The sequence below is a fragment of the Streptomyces sp. NPDC087263 genome (genome assembly GCF_044744645.1).
Taxonomy (GTDB): domain Bacteria; phylum Actinomycetota; class Actinomycetes; order Streptomycetales; family Streptomycetaceae; genus Streptomyces.
The window spans coordinates 97,086-114,021 of the sequence record NZ_JBIUYT010000010.1; the positions used below are offsets into that span (position 1 = coordinate 97,086).

General features: G+C 71.3%; 15 protein-coding genes. 7 read left to right on the plus strand and 8 right to left on the minus strand.

Translation table 11 applies throughout. From position 1 onward, the window contains the following. The first annotated feature begins 7 nt into the window (after nt 1-7). Nucleotides 8-559, plus strand: a complete 552-nt coding sequence (locus tag ACIPC1_RS30135; RefSeq protein WP_402522590.1) for a carboxymuconolactone decarboxylase family protein — start codon at nt 8-10, stop codon at nt 557-559. A 9-nt stretch (nt 560-568) separates the two neighbouring features. On the opposite strand, the gene ACIPC1_RS30140 is transcribed toward ACIPC1_RS30135, so the two are convergent. From ACIPC1_RS30140 to ACIPC1_RS30150, 3 genes are read right to left on the minus strand one after another with little or no spacing between them, the layout of a single operon-like run. Continuing rightward, nucleotides 569-1,669, minus strand: a complete 1,101-nt coding sequence (locus tag ACIPC1_RS30140) for a hypothetical protein (protein WP_402522593.1) — start codon at nt 1,667-1,669, stop codon at nt 569-571. Between the two features lie 22 nt (nt 1,670-1,691). Then, entirely contained in the window at nt 1,692-2,045 is a 354-nt protein-coding gene (locus ACIPC1_RS30145; protein WP_402522595.1) for a hypothetical protein, read from the minus strand. Continuing rightward, entirely contained in the window at nt 2,032-3,849 is a 1,818-nt protein-coding gene (locus tag ACIPC1_RS30150; protein ID WP_402522597.1) for a hypothetical protein, read from the minus strand. The genes ACIPC1_RS30145 and ACIPC1_RS30150 overlap by 14 nt, the downstream gene beginning before the upstream one ends. 236 nt (nt 3,850-4,085) lie before the next feature. On the opposite strand from ACIPC1_RS30150, the gene ACIPC1_RS30155 reads away from it, so the two are divergent. After that, nucleotides 4,086-5,024 (plus strand): GNAT family N-acetyltransferase, encoded by a 939-nt coding sequence (locus ACIPC1_RS30155; RefSeq protein WP_402522599.1) that lies wholly within the window; start codon nt 4,086-4,088, stop codon nt 5,022-5,024. Between the two features lie 52 nt (nt 5,025-5,076). Here the strand turns inward: ACIPC1_RS30155 and ACIPC1_RS30160 are convergent, their stop codons facing one another. Beyond that, entirely contained in the window at nt 5,077-6,009 is a 933-nt protein-coding gene (locus tag ACIPC1_RS30160; protein ID WP_402522601.1) for a LysR family transcriptional regulator, read from the minus strand. A gap of 183 nt (nt 6,010-6,192) precedes the next feature. Between ACIPC1_RS30160 and ACIPC1_RS30165 the strand changes: the two genes are divergently transcribed. Together ACIPC1_RS30165 and ACIPC1_RS30170 are read left to right on the plus strand one after the other, a co-directional pair. Further along, the gene (locus ACIPC1_RS30165) at nt 6,193-7,566 is read left to right on the plus strand and encodes an MFS transporter (protein WP_402522976.1); all 1,374 of its coding nucleotides are present in this window, start codon (nt 6,193-6,195) and stop codon (nt 7,564-7,566) included. Between the two features lie 42 nt (nt 7,567-7,608). Continuing rightward, nucleotides 7,609-8,298 (plus strand): siderophore-interacting protein, encoded by a 690-nt coding sequence (locus tag ACIPC1_RS30170; protein ID WP_402522604.1) that lies wholly within the window; start codon nt 7,609-7,611, stop codon nt 8,296-8,298. 117 nt (nt 8,299-8,415) lie between these two features. Here the strand turns inward: ACIPC1_RS30170 and ACIPC1_RS30175 are convergent, their stop codons facing one another. The 4 genes from ACIPC1_RS30175 to ACIPC1_RS30190 form a co-directional block, all read right to left on the minus strand. Next, nucleotides 8,416-9,405: a malate dehydrogenase gene (locus ACIPC1_RS30175; RefSeq protein ID WP_402522607.1), complete on the minus strand. Its 990-nt coding sequence runs from the start codon at nt 9,403-9,405 to the stop codon at nt 8,416-8,418. A gap of 625 nt (nt 9,406-10,030) precedes the next feature. Next, nucleotides 10,031-11,308 carry an XRE family transcriptional regulator gene (locus ACIPC1_RS30180; RefSeq protein WP_402522609.1) on the minus strand — a complete coding sequence of 426 codons (1,278 nt, stop codon included), beginning with the start codon at nt 11,306-11,308 and terminating at the stop codon, nt 10,031-10,033. A 781-nt stretch (nt 11,309-12,089) separates the two neighbouring features. Beyond that, nucleotides 12,090-12,752 (minus strand): DUF3017 domain-containing protein, encoded by a 663-nt coding sequence (locus ACIPC1_RS30185; RefSeq protein ID WP_402522612.1) that lies wholly within the window; start codon nt 12,750-12,752, stop codon nt 12,090-12,092. Then, nucleotides 12,742-13,596: a bifunctional methylenetetrahydrofolate dehydrogenase/methenyltetrahydrofolate cyclohydrolase gene (locus tag ACIPC1_RS30190; protein WP_402522614.1), complete on the minus strand. Its 855-nt coding sequence runs from the start codon at nt 13,594-13,596 to the stop codon at nt 12,742-12,744. The genes ACIPC1_RS30185 and ACIPC1_RS30190 overlap by 11 nt, the downstream gene beginning before the upstream one ends. 241 nt (nt 13,597-13,837) lie before the next feature. Between ACIPC1_RS30190 and ACIPC1_RS30195 the strand changes: the two genes are divergently transcribed. The 3 genes from ACIPC1_RS30195 (at nt 13,838) to ACIPC1_RS30205 (ending at nt 16,916) form a co-directional block, all read left to right on the plus strand. Beyond that, entirely contained in the window at nt 13,838-14,431 is a 594-nt protein-coding gene (locus ACIPC1_RS30195; RefSeq protein WP_402522616.1) for an RDD family protein, read from the plus strand. Between the two features lie 167 nt (nt 14,432-14,598). Beyond that, entirely contained in the window at nt 14,599-15,357 is a 759-nt protein-coding gene (locus tag ACIPC1_RS30200) for an FHA domain-containing protein (RefSeq protein ID WP_402522618.1), read from the plus strand. After that, complete coding sequence (locus ACIPC1_RS30205) at nt 15,354-16,916, plus strand: serine/threonine protein kinase (protein WP_402522620.1); 1,563 nt, start codon at nt 15,354-15,356, stop codon at nt 16,914-16,916. Before ACIPC1_RS30200 ends, ACIPC1_RS30205 begins: the two co-directional genes overlap by 4 nt. Nucleotides 16,917-16,936: the final 20 nt, after the last annotated feature.

Below are 16,936 nucleotides of genomic sequence, written 5' to 3' on the forward strand. Positions count from 1 at the left end.
CATAAGCATGACGACGCACACCCCGACCACGCAGACCCAGACGCCGCGAACCGTGCCGACGGACAACGACGAGATCACGGCGTACGCCCCCGAGCCCACCCCCCGCCTCCCCTGGGCCAAGCTCGCCCCCGACGTCTACAAGGCCATGGTCAGGCTCGACGCCGCGTCCCGGCAGGGCGTGGATCCCGTACTTCTGGAGCTAGTGAAGATCCGCGCCTCGCAGCTCAACCACTGCGCGTTCTGTCTCGACATGCACACCAAGGACGCGCTCGCGGCCGGTGAGAGCGTCGAGCGCATCGTGCAGCTCAGCGCGTGGGAGGAGTCGCCGCACTTCTACACGGAGAAGGAGCTGGTGGCGATCGAACTGACCGAAGCGGTGACCGTCCTGACGGACGGCTTCGTGCCGGACGCCGTGTACGAGCGGGCCGCCGAGCACTTCGAGGAGAGCGCGCTGGCTCAGCTGATCGCCGCGATCACGGTGATCAACGCGTGGAACCGGTTCGGGGTGGCATGCCGACTCGTTCCGGGTCATTACAGGGCGGGGCAGCACAAGCAGTAGGGCCCCGCGTCAGTCCACGGAGGTGGCGTCACAGGTTCCGGCCTGCGGGCAGAACCAGGTCAGCGCCGTGGTGAGCAGCTCCAGTTCGTCGGCGCGGCCGTCCGCGTCGGGGCCGTAGGCGGCGATGGCGTAGATGAAGCCGTCGGAGGCGACGAAACGCTCGTCGTAGACGTGCCAGGTGCCGATGTCGGGCTCAGCCTTGAGGGAGTCGGCCGTGTACTCCAGGCGTGAACCCGTGAAGGTGCCGTCGTCGAGGGTCTGCAGGGCAAGCCGGCGGAAGCCGGCCGCCTTGGGCGTCTCGTCGGAGAGGTAGAGGTCGAACGACGCGGCCGGGGAGCCCTCCGCCACTTGATACACCTGCAGGCGGTGTTCTTCGTCCGCGCTGCGGTAGTTGACTACGTCGATGCCGTACGACGATGCCACCGTGGAGCGGGTCCAGCCGTCCGGGTAGGCGATCCGGAAGCCTTCGGGGTCCTCGTACGACTGGTAGCCGATGGGGAGTCCGGGGGCGGAGGCGGACGGGGACGCGGTGTCGGAATCGATCGACGGTGACGCTGACGGTTGCGGTTGCGGTGGCACGTCCGTCGGTTCGGAGGGGCCGGGCGCCGACGACGAAGCGGCGACCGCGCTGCCGCCCTTGCCGTCGTCGTCCCCCGGGTCGGCCACCAGGGTGAGCACCAGACTCACGGCCGCACCGACCAAGGCGGCACCCACGACCACGGACCAGACGAGCCGCCGACTGAACGTGGGGCGGTGCGGCGCGGCGGGCACGCCGACCGTGGTAATCGGCTCGGGTGAGGGCCGGACAGCGGGCTCCGTGTCGGTGCCGCTCGGGACGTGCCAGGTGCTCGACTCGGCGGGTGCGGGCTCCGTGTCCGTACCGCTCGGCACCTGCCAGGCACTTGAGTCGGCGGGCCAGGGCACCGGGCCCGGCGGCAGGGTGGGCGGCGTTGGGGTGTCGCCCGGCACGTCCACAGCGGTCCGCTCCGGTGCGAAGTCCGGCCGCGGCGGTGGCGGAGGCGTCACCGAGGGTACGGGAGCGGCCCCCGTACCGTCGCCAGACTCCCAGCGCTGGGTCTCCTCGTTCCAGTAACGCGGGCCCCCGCTCATCGTGTCCCTCTCGCCGGCCCGCTCACAGTCCCACCAGCCCGGCCACGGCCCCCGCCGACGCGAGCACGCTCAGCAGCGCCTGCGAGTCGGCGAGCAGTTCCCGCAGGCGCTCGCGGCGCGTCGGGGCCGCCTGGCCGGTGCGGGTGATCTCGTCCTCCGTGTCGGCGAGCGCAGAGTCCAGTGCCGCCGTCTGATCCGTACCGCGCACCCGGCTCAGATCGGCGCGCAGTTCGCGTACGGCCTTCAGCAGTTCCTCGGCCGCCTCGTCGCGCCGTGGTGCCGTGCCGTGGTGGCTGACGGCCTGCGCGTGGTCGCCGACGGCGAAGGTGCTGTGGGAGACGTCTCCGAAACTGACGTTCGGCTCATCCGTTGCCATCGGTGGAGGGTCCCTTCGTCGGGTTCGGGTTCGGGTTCGCGTTGGTGTTGTTGTGGGTGGACGCGGCGGACGCATGCTTCCCGACGGCGAAGGTACTGTTCTCCACTTTCTCGAAGTTCGTCGTGGTGTGGTTGCTGATGTTCGTGACCTTCTGGACGAACTCCCCGGTCAGATAGCCTGCTTCGGCGAGCGCGTTGCGCACCCCGTTGGCGACCCGGTCCTGCACATTGCGCAGATACCGCTCGGCGTCCATCTCCTGGAAGGTGGATCCGGCCGGCGCCGACCCCAACTCCCTTACGGACAGGGCCGGTCCGTCGGGCAGCGCGCCCGCGTACCCGCCGGTCAGCAGCCGCCAGCCGTAGACCAGGCCCCGGCCGAGGACGACCAGGGAGCCGATGACGGAGCCGGGCACCCGGGCGACGGCCCAAGCGGCCTTGCCGAGCACGTTGTTGTGCCGGAAGCGGTGGGCGGTGCGGTCCGCGTTCTTGAAGTCCTCGCGAACCGGCAGCAGGACGTGCGGGGCGATCTCCAGGGTGAGCATGCGGCCCTGGGTGTGGATGCGTACGAAGACCGTGACGACCAGCTCCTCCTCCCAGCCGCCGACGCGGATGCGCAGGAAGTGCCGCCGCTTCTCGGCGCCCTCCTCGACCGCGCGCGCCCGGTGGTCCTCGAAGGCCTGCGGGTGGTACGGCGCCTCCTCGCGCCGCAACAGCCCCTCCGCGGGCAGGAACACGCACTCGTCGATCTCCAGCCACCGCAGCCGGTCGCGCCCCAGGTGGGCGGCGTAGTCGGCGGGCAGTCGCAGCTGGGCCAGCAGGGGGCGGACCGTCTCCAGGACCGTGCGGTTGCTGATCGGCCGCTGCTCCTTCTCGGTGTCGGGCCGGAGTTCGACGGCGAGCACCCAGGTCTCGTACGGCACGCCGGCGCCGCAGAACGGACGCGCCTCGTGGTACATCACCAGCGGCGCGTGCTGTTCGATCCTGACCCGGTTCTTGAGCCGCTGGAAGCGCTGCCCCTCGGCCTGCTCGGCGGGGTCGCTCGCGGCGTCCGGGAAGCGCTGCGGGGACAGTTCGGCGGCCAACGCCCGCGCGAACTGGCCTCGTTGGGCGGCCAGGCACAGTGCGATCAGCGCGAAGAGGGCGAGGGTGAACCAGGCCTGCCAGGGCTTGATCAGGCTGTCGAGGCCGTCGGTGCTGGGGACCAGGAGGTCGGAGGAGGAGCTGTCGCCGTAGAGACCGGACGAGCCGGATGAGCCCGACGAGCCGTACAAGTCGTCGGACCCGTAGGTCGAGTCGTCCGAGGTCGAGTCGTCCGAACCGGTACCGAAGGCCACCACCACGGTGACGACCAGCAGGAACGCGAACAGGAAGCGGCCCCACCAGCGGAGCAGGAAGGCGGGCACCAGCCGGTACAGCGGCGGGTGCGCGGCCCGGCCCCTGACCCAGCCGCCGATCGCGAGGTAGAGGCTGGGCACCAGGAACATGGCCAGCAGACCGCCGCTGAGTACCGAGCCCACCGCCCACAGGCCCAGGATCGCCCCGGCCCACAGCAACTCCTGGCGGCGGGCCCGCAGCGCGTGCGCGAGGACGCGGGCGGCGTCGAAGCCGAGCGAAGGGGCCACGAGCCGCTGCTCGTTGAGGTGGAGTTCGTCGATGACCCGGTCGCGGTACGCCGGGTCCAGATAGGTGCCCGCGCACAGCAGCCGGGTGGCTTCGCTGGCATGTGGCGGGGTGGGCGGCAGTCCTGATGGGGCCCCGGTGGCGGCGGCCGGCTGTGGCTGTTGCGGCACGTAGGCGGTACTCACGCGACTCCCCCGATGCGTGGAACTGGCCCTGCTGAACAACCCTGCCTCAGCAGTTAATTGACGAAGGATCAGCATAGGGGGATGAGGGTTGCCCAGGAAAGCGGAATGTCAAGAGGGTGACCCTGTGACTCGCGCCGCACAACAGTGGATCTCCTCGGCTCCACGAACTCCCTCGGCTCCATGGACGCCTCGACTCCATGGACTACCTCAACTTCTTTGACTAAAGTCAAAGAACTATGAAGCCAGTGAGGAGCACGGAGCCGGTGTCGCCCGCCGAGGTCGCCGCCTTTCGCCACTTCAACCGCTACTTCACCCGCCGCATCGGCGCACTGGACGACCACTACCTCGGCCAGGACCGCCCTCTCGGCGAGGCCCGCCTCCTCTTCGAGATCGGCGACGGCGTCTCGCTGCGGGAACTGCGCGGCCGGCTCGCGCTGGACGCGGGGTACCTGAGCCGGATGGCGAAGTCCCTGGAGGCGCAGGGCCTGGTCCGGCTGACCGCGCCTGCGCATGACACCCGCCTGCGCCTGATCGAGTTGACCCCGGCGGGCCGCGTCGAGGTCAGGGAGCAGAACCGCCGCGCCGACACACTCGCCGCCGGCCTCCTCACCTCCCTCACCGCGCCCCAACGCACCGAATTGGCCGGGGCGTTAGCGACCACCCAACGCCTGCTCCGGCTGGCCGGCATCACGATCACCCTGGTCGACGGCGCCGCCGAGGACGCCCGGGCCTGCCTCGACGCCTACGCGGCCGACCTCGACGCCCGCTTCCCGGAGGGATTCGACAGGACCGATCTCGTACGGCCGCAGGAGGTCACCGGTGACGCGGGCGCGTTCTTCGTCGCGTACGAGGAGGGGCGGCCGACGGGCTGCGGGGCGCTGCGCACCCTGGAGCCGGGCACGGGCGAGATCCGGCACGTCTGGGTCCACCCCGACGCCCGCCGCCTGGGCCTGGCCCGCCGCATCCTGACGGAGCTGGAACGGGCCGCCGTGGAGCACGACTTCACGGTCGTACGACTGGACACGCACGCGGTGCTCACGGAGGCGCAGGCGATGTACCGGGCGAGCGGCTACGCGGAGATCCCGGCCTATGTCGACCACGTCTACGCGGACCACTGGTTCGAGAAGCGGCTGGGACCCCCGCCCCTGCGGCATGACCGGCCAGGCGGGTCCTAGGCCCTGTCGTCACATTCCTGTCTGCCTCGCGACGGGAATGTGACGACAGGACCTAGGCAACAGCGGCCGACCTCTCCCCCATCAACTCCCTTACGACGCCCCGAAGCCACGCGTGCGCCGGGTCGGCCTCGTGGCGCGGGTGCCAGGCCAACCCCAGCTTGAGCGGGGGGAGTTCGAGAGGTACCTCGAAGGTGACCAGGCCGAACATGGCGGCCATCGGCAGGCCCCAGGAACTGGTCAGTCCGATCAGGTCGGTGTCCCGCAGCACGAACAGCGAGGCGGGCAGGGTGCCGACGGCGCCCACCACCCGGCGTTCCAGGCCGAGTTCGGCGAGCGCGGCGTCGACGGGACCGTGCAGCTTGCCGCGCCGCGACACGATCAGGTGAGACGCCGACTCGGCGAACCGCCGCGGAGTCAACTCCCCCTCCAGCAGCGGATGTCCGGCCCTCACGATGCCGACTATCCGGTCCTCGTGGAGGGCCTCCACATGCACTTCGGGCGCCGTGGTGTCGACGACCCCCACCTCCAGGTCGGCGGTCCCCTGCCGCAGGAACGGCGCGTCGACATGGCTCTCGGAGAGGAACCGGATGCGGATGCCGGGCGCCTCCTCGGCGGCGCGCGCGAAGAGGGGGGCGCCGTACAGGGCGGCGATCGCGTCGTGGCCCAGGATCGTGAGCGTACGGCTGACGGTCCTGAGGTCGATGTCCCGGCCCGGCGCGAACAGGGCCCGCGCCCGCTCCACCACCGCGCTCACCTCCGCCCGTACGGCCAGCGCGTGCGGAGTGGGCACCATCTGGCGTCCGGCGCGGACGAGCACGGGATCGCCGAGGGCCTTGCGGATGCGGCCCAGGGTGCGGCTCATCGCCGGTTCGGAGAGATGCAGCCGGTGCGCGGCGCCCTGCACGCTCTGCTCCTCAAGGAGCACATCGAGGGCGACCAGCAGATTGAGGTCCAGGCCCCCGGCGCTGGATTGCGTCACACGCATTCTCCCCTTGCAAAGGTTGCACTGGAAAGCAGGTCACCACCGAGCCTACGGTGACAGGGCACCCACCACCACACCGGACTCCCTGGAGGAGCCGTGCCCTCGTATGCCCGGAAGCCCACCCCGGATCCCACCCCCGACCCCACCCCGGACCCCGCCCCGAAGCCCACCCCCAAACGGTCCACACTGCTGGCCCTCTGCGCCTGTGTCCTGGTCGCCCAGAGCATGGTCGCCGCCATCAACCTCCTGATCCCGCAGCTCAGTTCGTCGTCCCTGCACCCCTCGCACACCGAGCTGCTGTGGATGGTCGACGCCTACGTCATCGCCTTCGCCGCACTCCTCATCCCGGCCGGTGCGCTCGGCGACCGGCACGGCCGCAAGGGTGCCCTGCTCGCCGGGCTCGCCCTGTTCGCGGCGGGCGCCGCCACCAGCGCGCTCGCCCAGAACCCGGCCACGCTGATCGCGGGCCGCGGCCTGTCCGGCGCGGGCGCGGCGCTGATCACCCCGGCGACGATGTCGATCCTGGTGCGCCTCTCCGCCCCGGAACACCGGTCGCGAGCGATGGCGTCCTGGACGCTCGCGCTCGGTCTCGGCGGACTCGCCGGCAACCTCGGCGGCGGCCTGGTCGGCCAGTTCCTGTCCTGGCGGGCCCTGTTCGGGGTGATGGTCCCGCTGGCCGCCCTGCTGGCCCTCGCGGTCGCCGTCACCACACCCCGCACGGAACGCGCCGCGCACAGCAACCTCGACCCCACCGGCACCCTGCTCCTCACCCCCGGCCTGGTCGCGGTCCTCTTCGGCATCATCGAGGGACCGACCTACGGCTGGACCTCCCCGCGCATCGTCACGGCCTTCGCGGCAGGCGCCGTACTGATCGCCGCGTTCACCCGCCACGCCCTGCGCTCCCGCACCCCCCTCTTCGACCCGCGCGTCTTCGCCTCTCCCACCCTGCGCGCGGCCACCCTCGGCACGGCCACCGGCTTCTTCGGCCTGTTCTCCCTCTTCTACGTCAACTCCCAGTACCTGCAAGGCATCAAGGGTTACGGCGCCGCCGTCACCGGCGTCGCGATCGTGCCGCTGACGATCGGCATGGCCCTCGTCCCGAGGCTCGCCGTCCGCTGGTCGCACCGCCCGCGTCCGGTCATCGGCAGCGGTCTCGCTCTCATCGGCCTGGGCCTGCTCGGCGCGTCCACCGCCGACGCGGGCACGCCCTACTGGACGTACGCCTGCTGGCTGCTCGTCATCTCCGCGGGCACCGGTCTTTCCATGCCCGCGCTCACGGTCGGCGTCGTCAGCTCGCTGCCGCCGCACCAGACGGGCCTCGGCTCCGGCCTCGGCACTTCGGCCCGTGAACTCGGTGCGGCCCTCGGCGTGGCGGTCACCGGCACGATCCTGGCCGCCCATCCCGACCTCGCGCACGGCATGGGCCCGGCGCTGCGCACGGTGGCCCTGGTGGTGCTGACGGCGACGGCGCTCGTGGTCGCCGGATACCGGGGCCGGACCGGCACACGCACTATCGCGTCCGGCCAGGGACGCGTACTATCGCGTTCACCCCGCCCCTGACGATCAACTCCCCTTACTCACCGCCCCGTTGAGGAGTCACCCGTGCCCGCCCTCCTGAACCCCGTCCTCGACCTGCTGATGCTCCGCGGCACCGTCACCGAGGCCGGACCGATCAGCGCCCGCATGCGCCGGCTCCGCATCGAGGGCGACGCCCTCACCGGACTCGACGTGCGTCCCGGACAGCAGGTACGCGTCCTGGTCGGCTCCGGACTGACCCGCCGTACGTACTCGGTGTGGCGCTACGACCCCTCCGGCGCCGTCGAGTTGTGCGTGCTGGACCACGCGGGGGCGGGGCCCGGAGCGCGATGGGGTCATGACGTCGAGGTCGGCGCGCAGGTCCGACTGGGCAAGCCCGAGGGGTCGTTCACTCTCCGCCCCGACGCCGGCCATCATGTCTTCGTCGGCGAGGAGACGGCCTCCGTCGCCTTCGGCGCGATGCTGGCCGCGCTGCCCGAGGGAGCACGCGTGTCCGGTTGCGTGGAGACGGAGACGGCCGAGGACCGGCTGCCGTTGCCGCACTCCGACCGGCTCAACTGGCTGACCAGGGGCGAGACTTCGCTCCCCGCCGCGGTACAGCGGCTCGCCCCCGAGCCGGGCGGGATCGCCTACGTGGCCGGCGAGGCCCGTACCGTGCAGCAGGTCCGGCAGGTGCTCGTACGGGAGTTGGGCTGGGACCGACGCTCCGTCATCACCAAGCCGTTCTGGGCGCCGGGGAAGCGGGGGCTGGAGTAGGCACCCGCCCGCTGGAGGCGGTCGTGCGTGACGTGGCACGGGCCCCGCTCCGGCCGTAACCGGAACGGGGCCCGTGCAAGCCCGTGACAGGGCCGTGCTGAACGGCCTGCGGATGGCTCAGATGAGGCCGAGGGCGCGGACCGCCTCGCGCTCCTCCGTCAGTTCCTGGACCGACGCGTCGATGCGGGCGCGGGAGAACTCGTTGATGTCCAGGCCCTGGACGATCTCGTACACGCCGTCCTTCGTGGTGACCGGGAAGGAGGAGATGAGGCCCTCGGGGACGCCGTAGGAACCGTCCGACGGGATGCCCATGGAGGCCCAGTCGCCGTCCGCCGTGCCGTTGACCCACGTGTACACGTGGTCGATGGCGGCGTTGGCGGCGGAGGCGGCCGACGAGGAACCGCGGGCCTCGATGATGGCGGCGCCGCGCTTGGCGACCGTCGGGATGAAGTCCTCGGCGAGCCACTTCTCGTCGCTGACGACCTCGGCGGCGTTCTTGCCGCCGACCGTGGCGTGGAAGATGTCGGGGTACTGGGTGGCCGAGTGGTTGCCCCAGATGGTCAGCCGCTTGATGTCGTTGACCGTCGAGCCCGTCTTCTTCGCGAGCTGCGTGAGCGCGCGGTTGTGGTCCAGGCGGGTCATCGCGGTGAAGCGCTCGGCCGGTACGTCCGGGGCGGCGGCCTGCGCGATGAGCGCGTTGGTGTTCGCCGGGTTGCCCACCACGAGGATCTTGATGTCGTCGGCGGCGTTGTCGTTGATGGCCTTGCCCTGCGGCTTGAAGATGCCGCCGTTGGCCTCAAGGAGGTCGGCGCGCTCCATGCCCTTGGTGCGGGGGCGGGCGCCGACGAGGAGACCGACGTTGGCGCCGGCGAAGGCGACGTTCGGGTCGTCCGTGATGTCGATCCCGGCGAGCAGCGGGAAGGCCGAGTCGTCGAGTTCCATCGCGGTGCCCTCGGCGGCCTTGAGCGCCGGGGTGATCTCCAGGAGGCGCAGCTTGACCGGCACGTCCGCGCCGAGCAGCTGGCCGGAGGCGATGCGGAAGAGCAGGGCGTAACCGATCTGGCCGGCCGCGCCGGTGACGGTGACGTTCACGGGAGTGCGGGTCATGGCGTTCTCCGTATGACAGCTGGCGGTGGGGCGTCCCTGCCCCGGGGTGCAGGAGCTCCCCTGCGTCCGCCGCTTCGATCGATCAGGGGTACCGGTGAATGCCTCTTGGCGTCGGCACCGATGATCGATCTCTTGGCGTCAAGAGAGATCCGCCGTCAGGCTATCGCGCATCGGGGAGCCCGAGTGTCCGGGTCCGTGTGGCCCAGCCCACAGAACGCCGGGGGGAGGCGGCCGCCGGGCCCGGGAGAGTGGGCTCGGCGACCGCCGATGGGGTACCGGGGGGCGTCCAGGAGGGTCTTTCCTCCCGGGCGGCACCGGATCCCGTGGGGGTACCGGTGCGCCTGCCCCGGATGGGGGCCGGCATTCCGGGTTGGGAGAGGTTTTTTCGCCCCTCCGCCCCTGCCCGTCCCGTGCCTGGGGGCTGCGCCCCCAGACCTCCCTTTATCGCGCTGAACGTGCTCGCCCTCAAGCCCCGGCCGGGCTGAGGACAGCCCCGGTCAGGCAGTCCTCAGCCCGGCCAGGCTGAGGACTGCCTGACCGGGGCTGAAGAGTGGAGCCCCCCACGGGGGGTGGGGGATCGGGATGGCACCGCCTCGTCCTCGAACGCCGGACGGGCGGGAGCTGACTACTGCGTGCAGCCCGTCTTCCCCGACGCCAGCGTCGCGCACGCCTTCGCGTCGCCGGCGTCCTTCACGGCCACCATCGGCGTGTAGGCGTCGGTGTCCGCTTCGACCGAGCCGGTCTGCTTGGCCTCGGCGCCCGTGCCGGCGGACACCTCGACCGTGTCGCCCACGACGGCCTGGGTGATGCGGGCCCAGGCGGCGGAGCAGGTCTTGCTGTAGCGGACCTCGACGAGGGTCGTACCGACGGTGATGCTGGTGGCGGTCGTCGCCAGCTCACCGCCGCAGCCCATGTTCTCCGGGTCCGCGCCGGCGCAGTCCGCGCCGGCGCACTTCACGCCGGCCGGCAGGTCGGGAGCGGGGGCGGTGGAACTCGTGGGTGCCTCGGGCGTGCTCTCGTCCTTCTTGTCGCCGTTGCTGGTCAGGAAGACGGCCGCGGCGACCACGACGAGCGCGCCGACGACCCCGGCGAGGAACATGGTGAGCCGCCGCTTGCGCCGCGCCCCGTCGGGCGAACCCCGGCCACCGTCGGAGGGCCGGGCGTCCCTGGGCGGACCGCCGCCAGGACCGCCGGGACCGGTGGACCCCACAGCACTGGACGGACCGGCCGGACCCGCGGGCCCGAACTGCCCGCCGCCTCCGGACGGCGGCGTGGCGACGACCCCCCAGCCGCCGCCCCGCCCGGAGCCACCGGACGAGCCACTCCCGGACGAGCCACCCCCGTACGAAGAAGAACCGTGCGAGGAAGCTCCCTGCGAAGACGCTCCGTACGACGAAGCCCCACGCGCGGAGCCCCCGCGGGAGGAGTCCTCCACGTCCGCGGCCGTCGGCTGCGGCGGCACCGTCGGGGACACCCCCGCGGGCCCGGCGATCCCGGGTGTCACGGTGGCGCTGCCGCCCTTGCGGGTCTGCCTGGCGTTGCTCCCGTTCGCCGGGGGCGCGCCGAACTCCCCGAGCGCGGCGCGCGCCTGGGAGATCCGGATCGCTTCCATGGTCATGTCGTGGCGCATTTCCGAACGGCTCCAGGCGCGCTCGGCAAGCTCCCACATGGTGGTCAGGTGCATGGGATTGGTTTCGGTCACCTCGGCCAGGGCGACGATCGCGCCCTTGGGCGCGAGAAGCCGGCCGTTGAGGTAACGCTCCCAGGACGTCTTGCTGTAACCGGTGCGGTCGGCCACGGCGGCGATGCTCAGGCCGCTCCGGTCGACGAGCCGGCGCAACTGGCTGGCGAACTCTCTGACCTGCGGATCGAGTTCATCCGGCAAGGCCCTCCAACGAGGCATTGCGTCTCCCCCCTACTTCTTTCCCCCCGTACGTGGCTGGTTGTTCCCCGTACGTCGATCGCTGTTCCCCCGTGCACGGCGCCCCTCCGCCGAGTCCCTGTTCTGACTACCCACAGGGATGTGTTCGGTAAGGATCTCAGTTCCCGGGATGGGGGCGCACGGGAGCGTTCAGGCGGAGGCATGCACCGTTGCACGCCCGTTGGTCTGCGGTCCAGTGTCCCATCGGCATGGTCGTACGACCGGTCGAACCACTAACTTCCACACAGGACGTCCCGGACCGTCCCGATTGCCCACGTTATCCCGGCTGTTGGGCTGGATCAGGGTAAATCCTCGAACTTGTCAAGACATCGACACAACGGGAACACAGTTGCCACCTCAGGCGCCCCGGGAGGGATCAGCTCACCCCAGAGTCACGAACTGCCCTGTATACAAAGGGAGTTGCCGCGTCCGTGGCCGTCCGGACACGGCTTCCGTTGCAGGGCACCCGACTTCCGTTGCGGGGCGCGGACACCGTAGCGGAATGGTCACTTCCGTGCCACAGCGGGCTGACAGGTGTTGAACGGTCCGTTCCCGTGCACAAGTGTTGTCCCCGGGCGGAACACTCGCCCGGTCGCGGCCCGTCCTTGCTCGGGGGAGAGGACGGGCCGCGGCTGCGTCCGCCGACGCGGGCCGTGGCCGCCGACGCGGGCCGTGGCCGCCGACGCGGGCCGATTCCGCCGACGCGGGCCGTGGCCGCCGACGCGGGCCGTGGCCGCCGACGCGGGAGAACCCCAGGCTCCCCTCAGCGGACCGTGAAGTGCAGCGTGTCGTCCAGGAACGGGATCACCAGCCACGGATGGGGCTGTGCCATCAGCGCGAGCAGCACGATGGCCACACCGAGCACTCCGTACGTGACCAGGTCCGTGAAGCGGGAGCGGACCGCGAGCATGCCCACATCGGGCAGGGTCCAGCGCAGGGCAGCGCCGCCAAGGAGTGCGACACCGATCAGGATCGTGCCGTACCGGAAGACGTCGAAAGCCGTCAGCAGCAGGCCGAGCGCGACCAGCGAGAGCACGAGGAGGATCGGCCACTGGCGTGCGGGCGCCGGGGCGTCCCTGGGCGCTGCACGGCCGCCGCCCTCGGGCCGCGCGGTGTCCCGCGTGAACAGTGGAAAGCGCCGTGTGGTGCGCCGGGGGACCCCCTCGGCATCGGGCGCGCTCACCGGGTCGACCCCCACCGGCTCGCCGCCGTCGCCATCGGTATCGGTATCGGTATCGCTGTGTGAGTCCGGCCCACCGGTCTCAGCGTTCTCGGTATCCGCCGCCGACCGACCGTTGGCGCCCGGCGTGGCCCGTACAGCCGGTTCGGCGCCGTTGCTCAGCGCCTGCGACACAGCGGCGGAACCGCCGGACTTCTCACCGGCCTGCTCGTCCGTCTTCCCGGAGTTGGCGCCCTCAGCCGACACTTCGCTCCGCCGCTTCCACCACGTTGACGAGCAGCTGGGCGCGGGTCATCGGGCCGACGCCGCCGGGGTTCGGGGAGATCCAGGCGGCGACCTCGGCGACGTCCGGGTGGACGTCGCCGACGATCTTGCCGTCGGAGCCGCGCGAGACACCGACGTCGAGGACGGCGGCACCCGGCTTCACGTCCTCGGCGCGGACGAGATGAGCGGAGCCCGCCGCGGCGACGATGATGTCGGCGCGCTTGAGGTGCGCGGAGAGGTCACGCGTGCCGGTGTGGCACTGCGTCACCGTCGCGTTCTCGGTGCGCCGGGTGAGCAGCAGCGGCATCGGGCGCCCGATGGTCACGCCACGGCCGACGACCACGACCTCGGCGCCCTTGATCTCGACGCCGTACCGGCGCAGCAGGGTGAGGACACCGTTGGGGGTGCAGGGCAGCGGGGCCGGCTCGTTCAGCACCAGGCGGCCGAGGTTCATCGGGTGCAGGCCGTCCGCGTCCTTGTCCGGGTCCATCAGCTCCAGGATGCGGTTCTCGTCGATGCCCTTGGGGAGCGGCAGCTGGACGATGTACCCCGTGCAGGCAGGGTCCTCGTTCAACTCGCGTACCACCGCCTCGATCTCCTCCTGCGTGGCGGTGGCGGGCAGTTCGCGCTGGATGGAGGCGATGCCCACCTGCGCGCAGTCGCGGTGCTTGCCGGCGACGTACTTCTGGCTGCCGGGGTCGTCCCCGACCAGGACGGTCCCCAGGCCGGGCGTGACGCCCTTCTCCTTCAGGGCCGCCACACGGACGGTCAGGTCGGACTTGATCGCGGCTGCGGTGGCCTTGCCATCGAGAATCTGGGCGGTCATGACCCCATCTTCCCGGATGACCGTGTCCTGGTTCCAATCGGGCCGAGCGGGACCGGCCGGGAAGATCACGAAGATTGCAGCTGCACAACGTATGTGCTTATCGGCTGGACAAGAACTGGCCTGTCACAGAACGATGTGCGGTGCACCATCGCGGTCCGTGTTGGGGGGCATACCGCTCATATCGTGACGTTCCTCCATGCCATCCGCGCCGTCCCCGCCTTTTGCCTGGAGGAAAATCGTCATGAGTTACGGCTCACCCAACCCCTACGGCCAGCCGCAGGACCCGCAGCAGGGCCAGCCCGGTTACGGCTACCCCCAGCAGGGCCAGCCCGGCTACGGCGCCCCGCAGACACCCCCCGGCGTCCCGCCGCAGCAGGGTTACGGCTACCCGCAGCAGGGCGGACAGCCCGGCTACGGCTACCCGCAGCAGCCCGGCTACGGTGCCCAGCCGCCGTACGCGAACTGGGGCCAGCGCTTCCTCGGCACCCTGGTCGACGGGCTCGTGTTCGCGGTCCCCTACATCCTGGTGATCGTCGGCAAGGACACCCCGGCGCTGGCGGCTGTCGGCGCCCTCGCCCTCATCGGCATCGCGATCTGGCAGCTGATCCAGGAAGGCCGCACCGGCCAGACCGTCGGCAAGAAGGCGCTCGGTATCCGTCTGGTGCGCGAGATCGACGGCCAGCCGCTCGGCGTCGGCATGGCGTTCGTCCGCCGGCTCGCCCACTTCCTCGACAGCCTGGCGTGCTACCTGGGCTGGCTGTGGCCGGCGTGGGACGCCAAGAAGCAGACGTTCGCCGACAAGATCTGCTCGTCGATCGTGATCCGCACCCAGTAACAAACGCGTCCGCGCGGGCACCGGCGACTCCGGAACACACCGGCACCGCTGAACAGTTCGCGCCAATCGCTCCAAGGGCCGTGTCTCACCGTGCACAGGGGGAGACACGGCCCTGGTGTGTCGACCTACCCTGTCTGCGGCAGATGCCAGGCCCGGGGAGTCGCATCTTGTACAGCATCATCGTGGTACCTCCGCCGACCACGGAGGACGAGCACAGACCCGACCGGAGCGCGGCCCAGTTCCGGCTCGCGCCCGGCGAACGGCTGAGTTTCGGGCGTTCCGCGCGCGACAACACTCTGGCGATCCCGCACGAGGGCGTCTCACGCCGGGCGGGCGAGATCGCCGCGCAGGGTGCCTTCTGGGTACTCAGCAACCTCTCCGCACACCAGACGTACGTCGTCGAGAACCCGGAGGGCGCGGGCGAGCACATCAAGGTCGGCCCGGGGCGCCTGGACGCTCCCGTCCCCTTCGAGTTCTCCCGGATCGTGCTGCCCGCGGCGGGTGACCTGCTGCCCCTCGAGGTGTGGGCGCCCCGCCACGACTATCTCCGCTCGCCCGGCGCCCTCGACGGCGCGACCACCACGCCCGCCTTCTCCGTGGACCGCACCAAGCGCTACTTCGCGGTCCTCGCCGCCCTGTGCGAACCGCGGCTGCGCGGCGAACCGCACGCCCCGATCCCCACGGTCGACCAGGTCGTGGACCGGCTGCGCCCCATCTGGCCCTCGGCCGGCCGCGCCAACGTCCAGTGGAACATCGACTACCTGGCCGTCAAGCTCCGCCTCAAACCCGGCCCCGACACCGCCGACACCGGCCCCCGCCTCAACGGCAAGAAGGAGTCCCTCGTCTCCCTGGCCCTCCGCTTCGATCTCGTCCTCGAGTCCGATCTCACCGTCCTGACGGCTCCCGTGCCAGGAGGTGTCCAATGAGCGATCCGTACGCGGTGTCGGTGCCCAAGGGCTACCGGGTGGGGAGTTGGGAGGTACGGGAGCCGATCGCGACGGGGGCGTTCGGGAGCGTGTACGAGGCACGCCGCGCCGACTCACGGGCGGGACTCCCCGACACGGCCGCGCTCAAGTTCCTCTCCACCGGCACCCACACCCCGCGCCAGCTCACCCACCTGCGCGAACTGGCCGACCGCGAGCTGGAGTTACTCAGCCGACTGCGCTCCGCGCCCCGCCTCATCCGCCTCTACGAGACCCTGACGGTCGACGACCCGGCCCACCCCGGAATCGACGGCGCCACCGTCCTCGTACTGGAGAAGGCGGAGGACTCGCTGGCCTCGCTGCTGTCGCGGACGCCGCGCCCCGCCGACGGTCCCGGCCTGCTCGCGCAGATCTGCGAGGGGCTGGCCCAGCTGCACCGGGCGGGCTGGGTGCACGGGGATCTGAAACCGGCCAATGTGCTGCTGATGAAGGACGGTTCGGCCCGGCTCGCCGACTTCAACATGGCCGCCGAGATGGAGGGCACGCACGCGTACACGCCCGCCTTCTCCACACCCGACTACACCCCGCCCGAGCTCCTGTGGGCGGAGATCGGCGAACGCGGCCGCCGGATCAGGCCGTCGGCGGACATCTGGGCCTTCGGCGTCCTCGCTCACCTCGTGCTCACCGGCTCCTACCCGCTGCCCGGCGGCACTTCCTCGGCCCGCCGGGACGCGGCGGTCGCCTACGCGCGCGGCACGGACGAGTTGCGCCTTTCTCCTCAACTCCCCGACGCCTGGCGGGAGATCGTGCGGGACTGTCTGGCCCGTACGCACCAGGAACGGGTCAACGGGGAGACGCTGCTGCGCCGCGTGGAAGCGGCGGCCGGCACGAGCGGACGGGCGTCGCGGCTGCCCCGCCTGTTCGCGCGCCGCGGGCGTCGCTCGGCGCTGGTGCTCGGCGGGACGGCCCTCGCCACCATCGCCGTCGCGGCACTCGGGTACGGCATCAGCACCTGGGCCGACGACAGCCAGGGCGCGCAGGGAACCGGCGGGACCACGAACGTCACCGCCGCCGCGTACGGCGCCGCCGATCTCCGTACCGACCGGGGCATCCCGCCCGCCTACCGCCTGCTGATCGTCGAGACGGCGCACGACTGCGCGCGCGGAGACGTCACGCCGTCCCTGATCGCCGCCATGCTGAAGGTGGAGAGCGACTTCGACCCGGCCCTGGCCGACCCCGCCAACAACGAGTACGGCATCGCGCGTTGGACCCCGAGCGTGCTGCGCTGGTGGATGAACGCCGACGGCACCCCCGAGGCGGATGTCCCCCAACCGCCCTTCCCGCCCGCCGAGTCCATCCCGGCGATGGGCCGGTACCTGTGCTGGATCTCGCCACGCCTGGACTCGGGCCTGCCGGGCGACCGGAGGGTCCTGGTCGCCGCCGCGTACCGGACCTCGTACAAGAAAGTGAACGACGCGGGCGGAGTTCCCCCGAATTACCGCACGTACGCCGACCGCGTCGCTCACTACCTGAAGGAGTACACCCCACAGGGGAAGAAGTGACCCTCGGACATCCGAGGTAC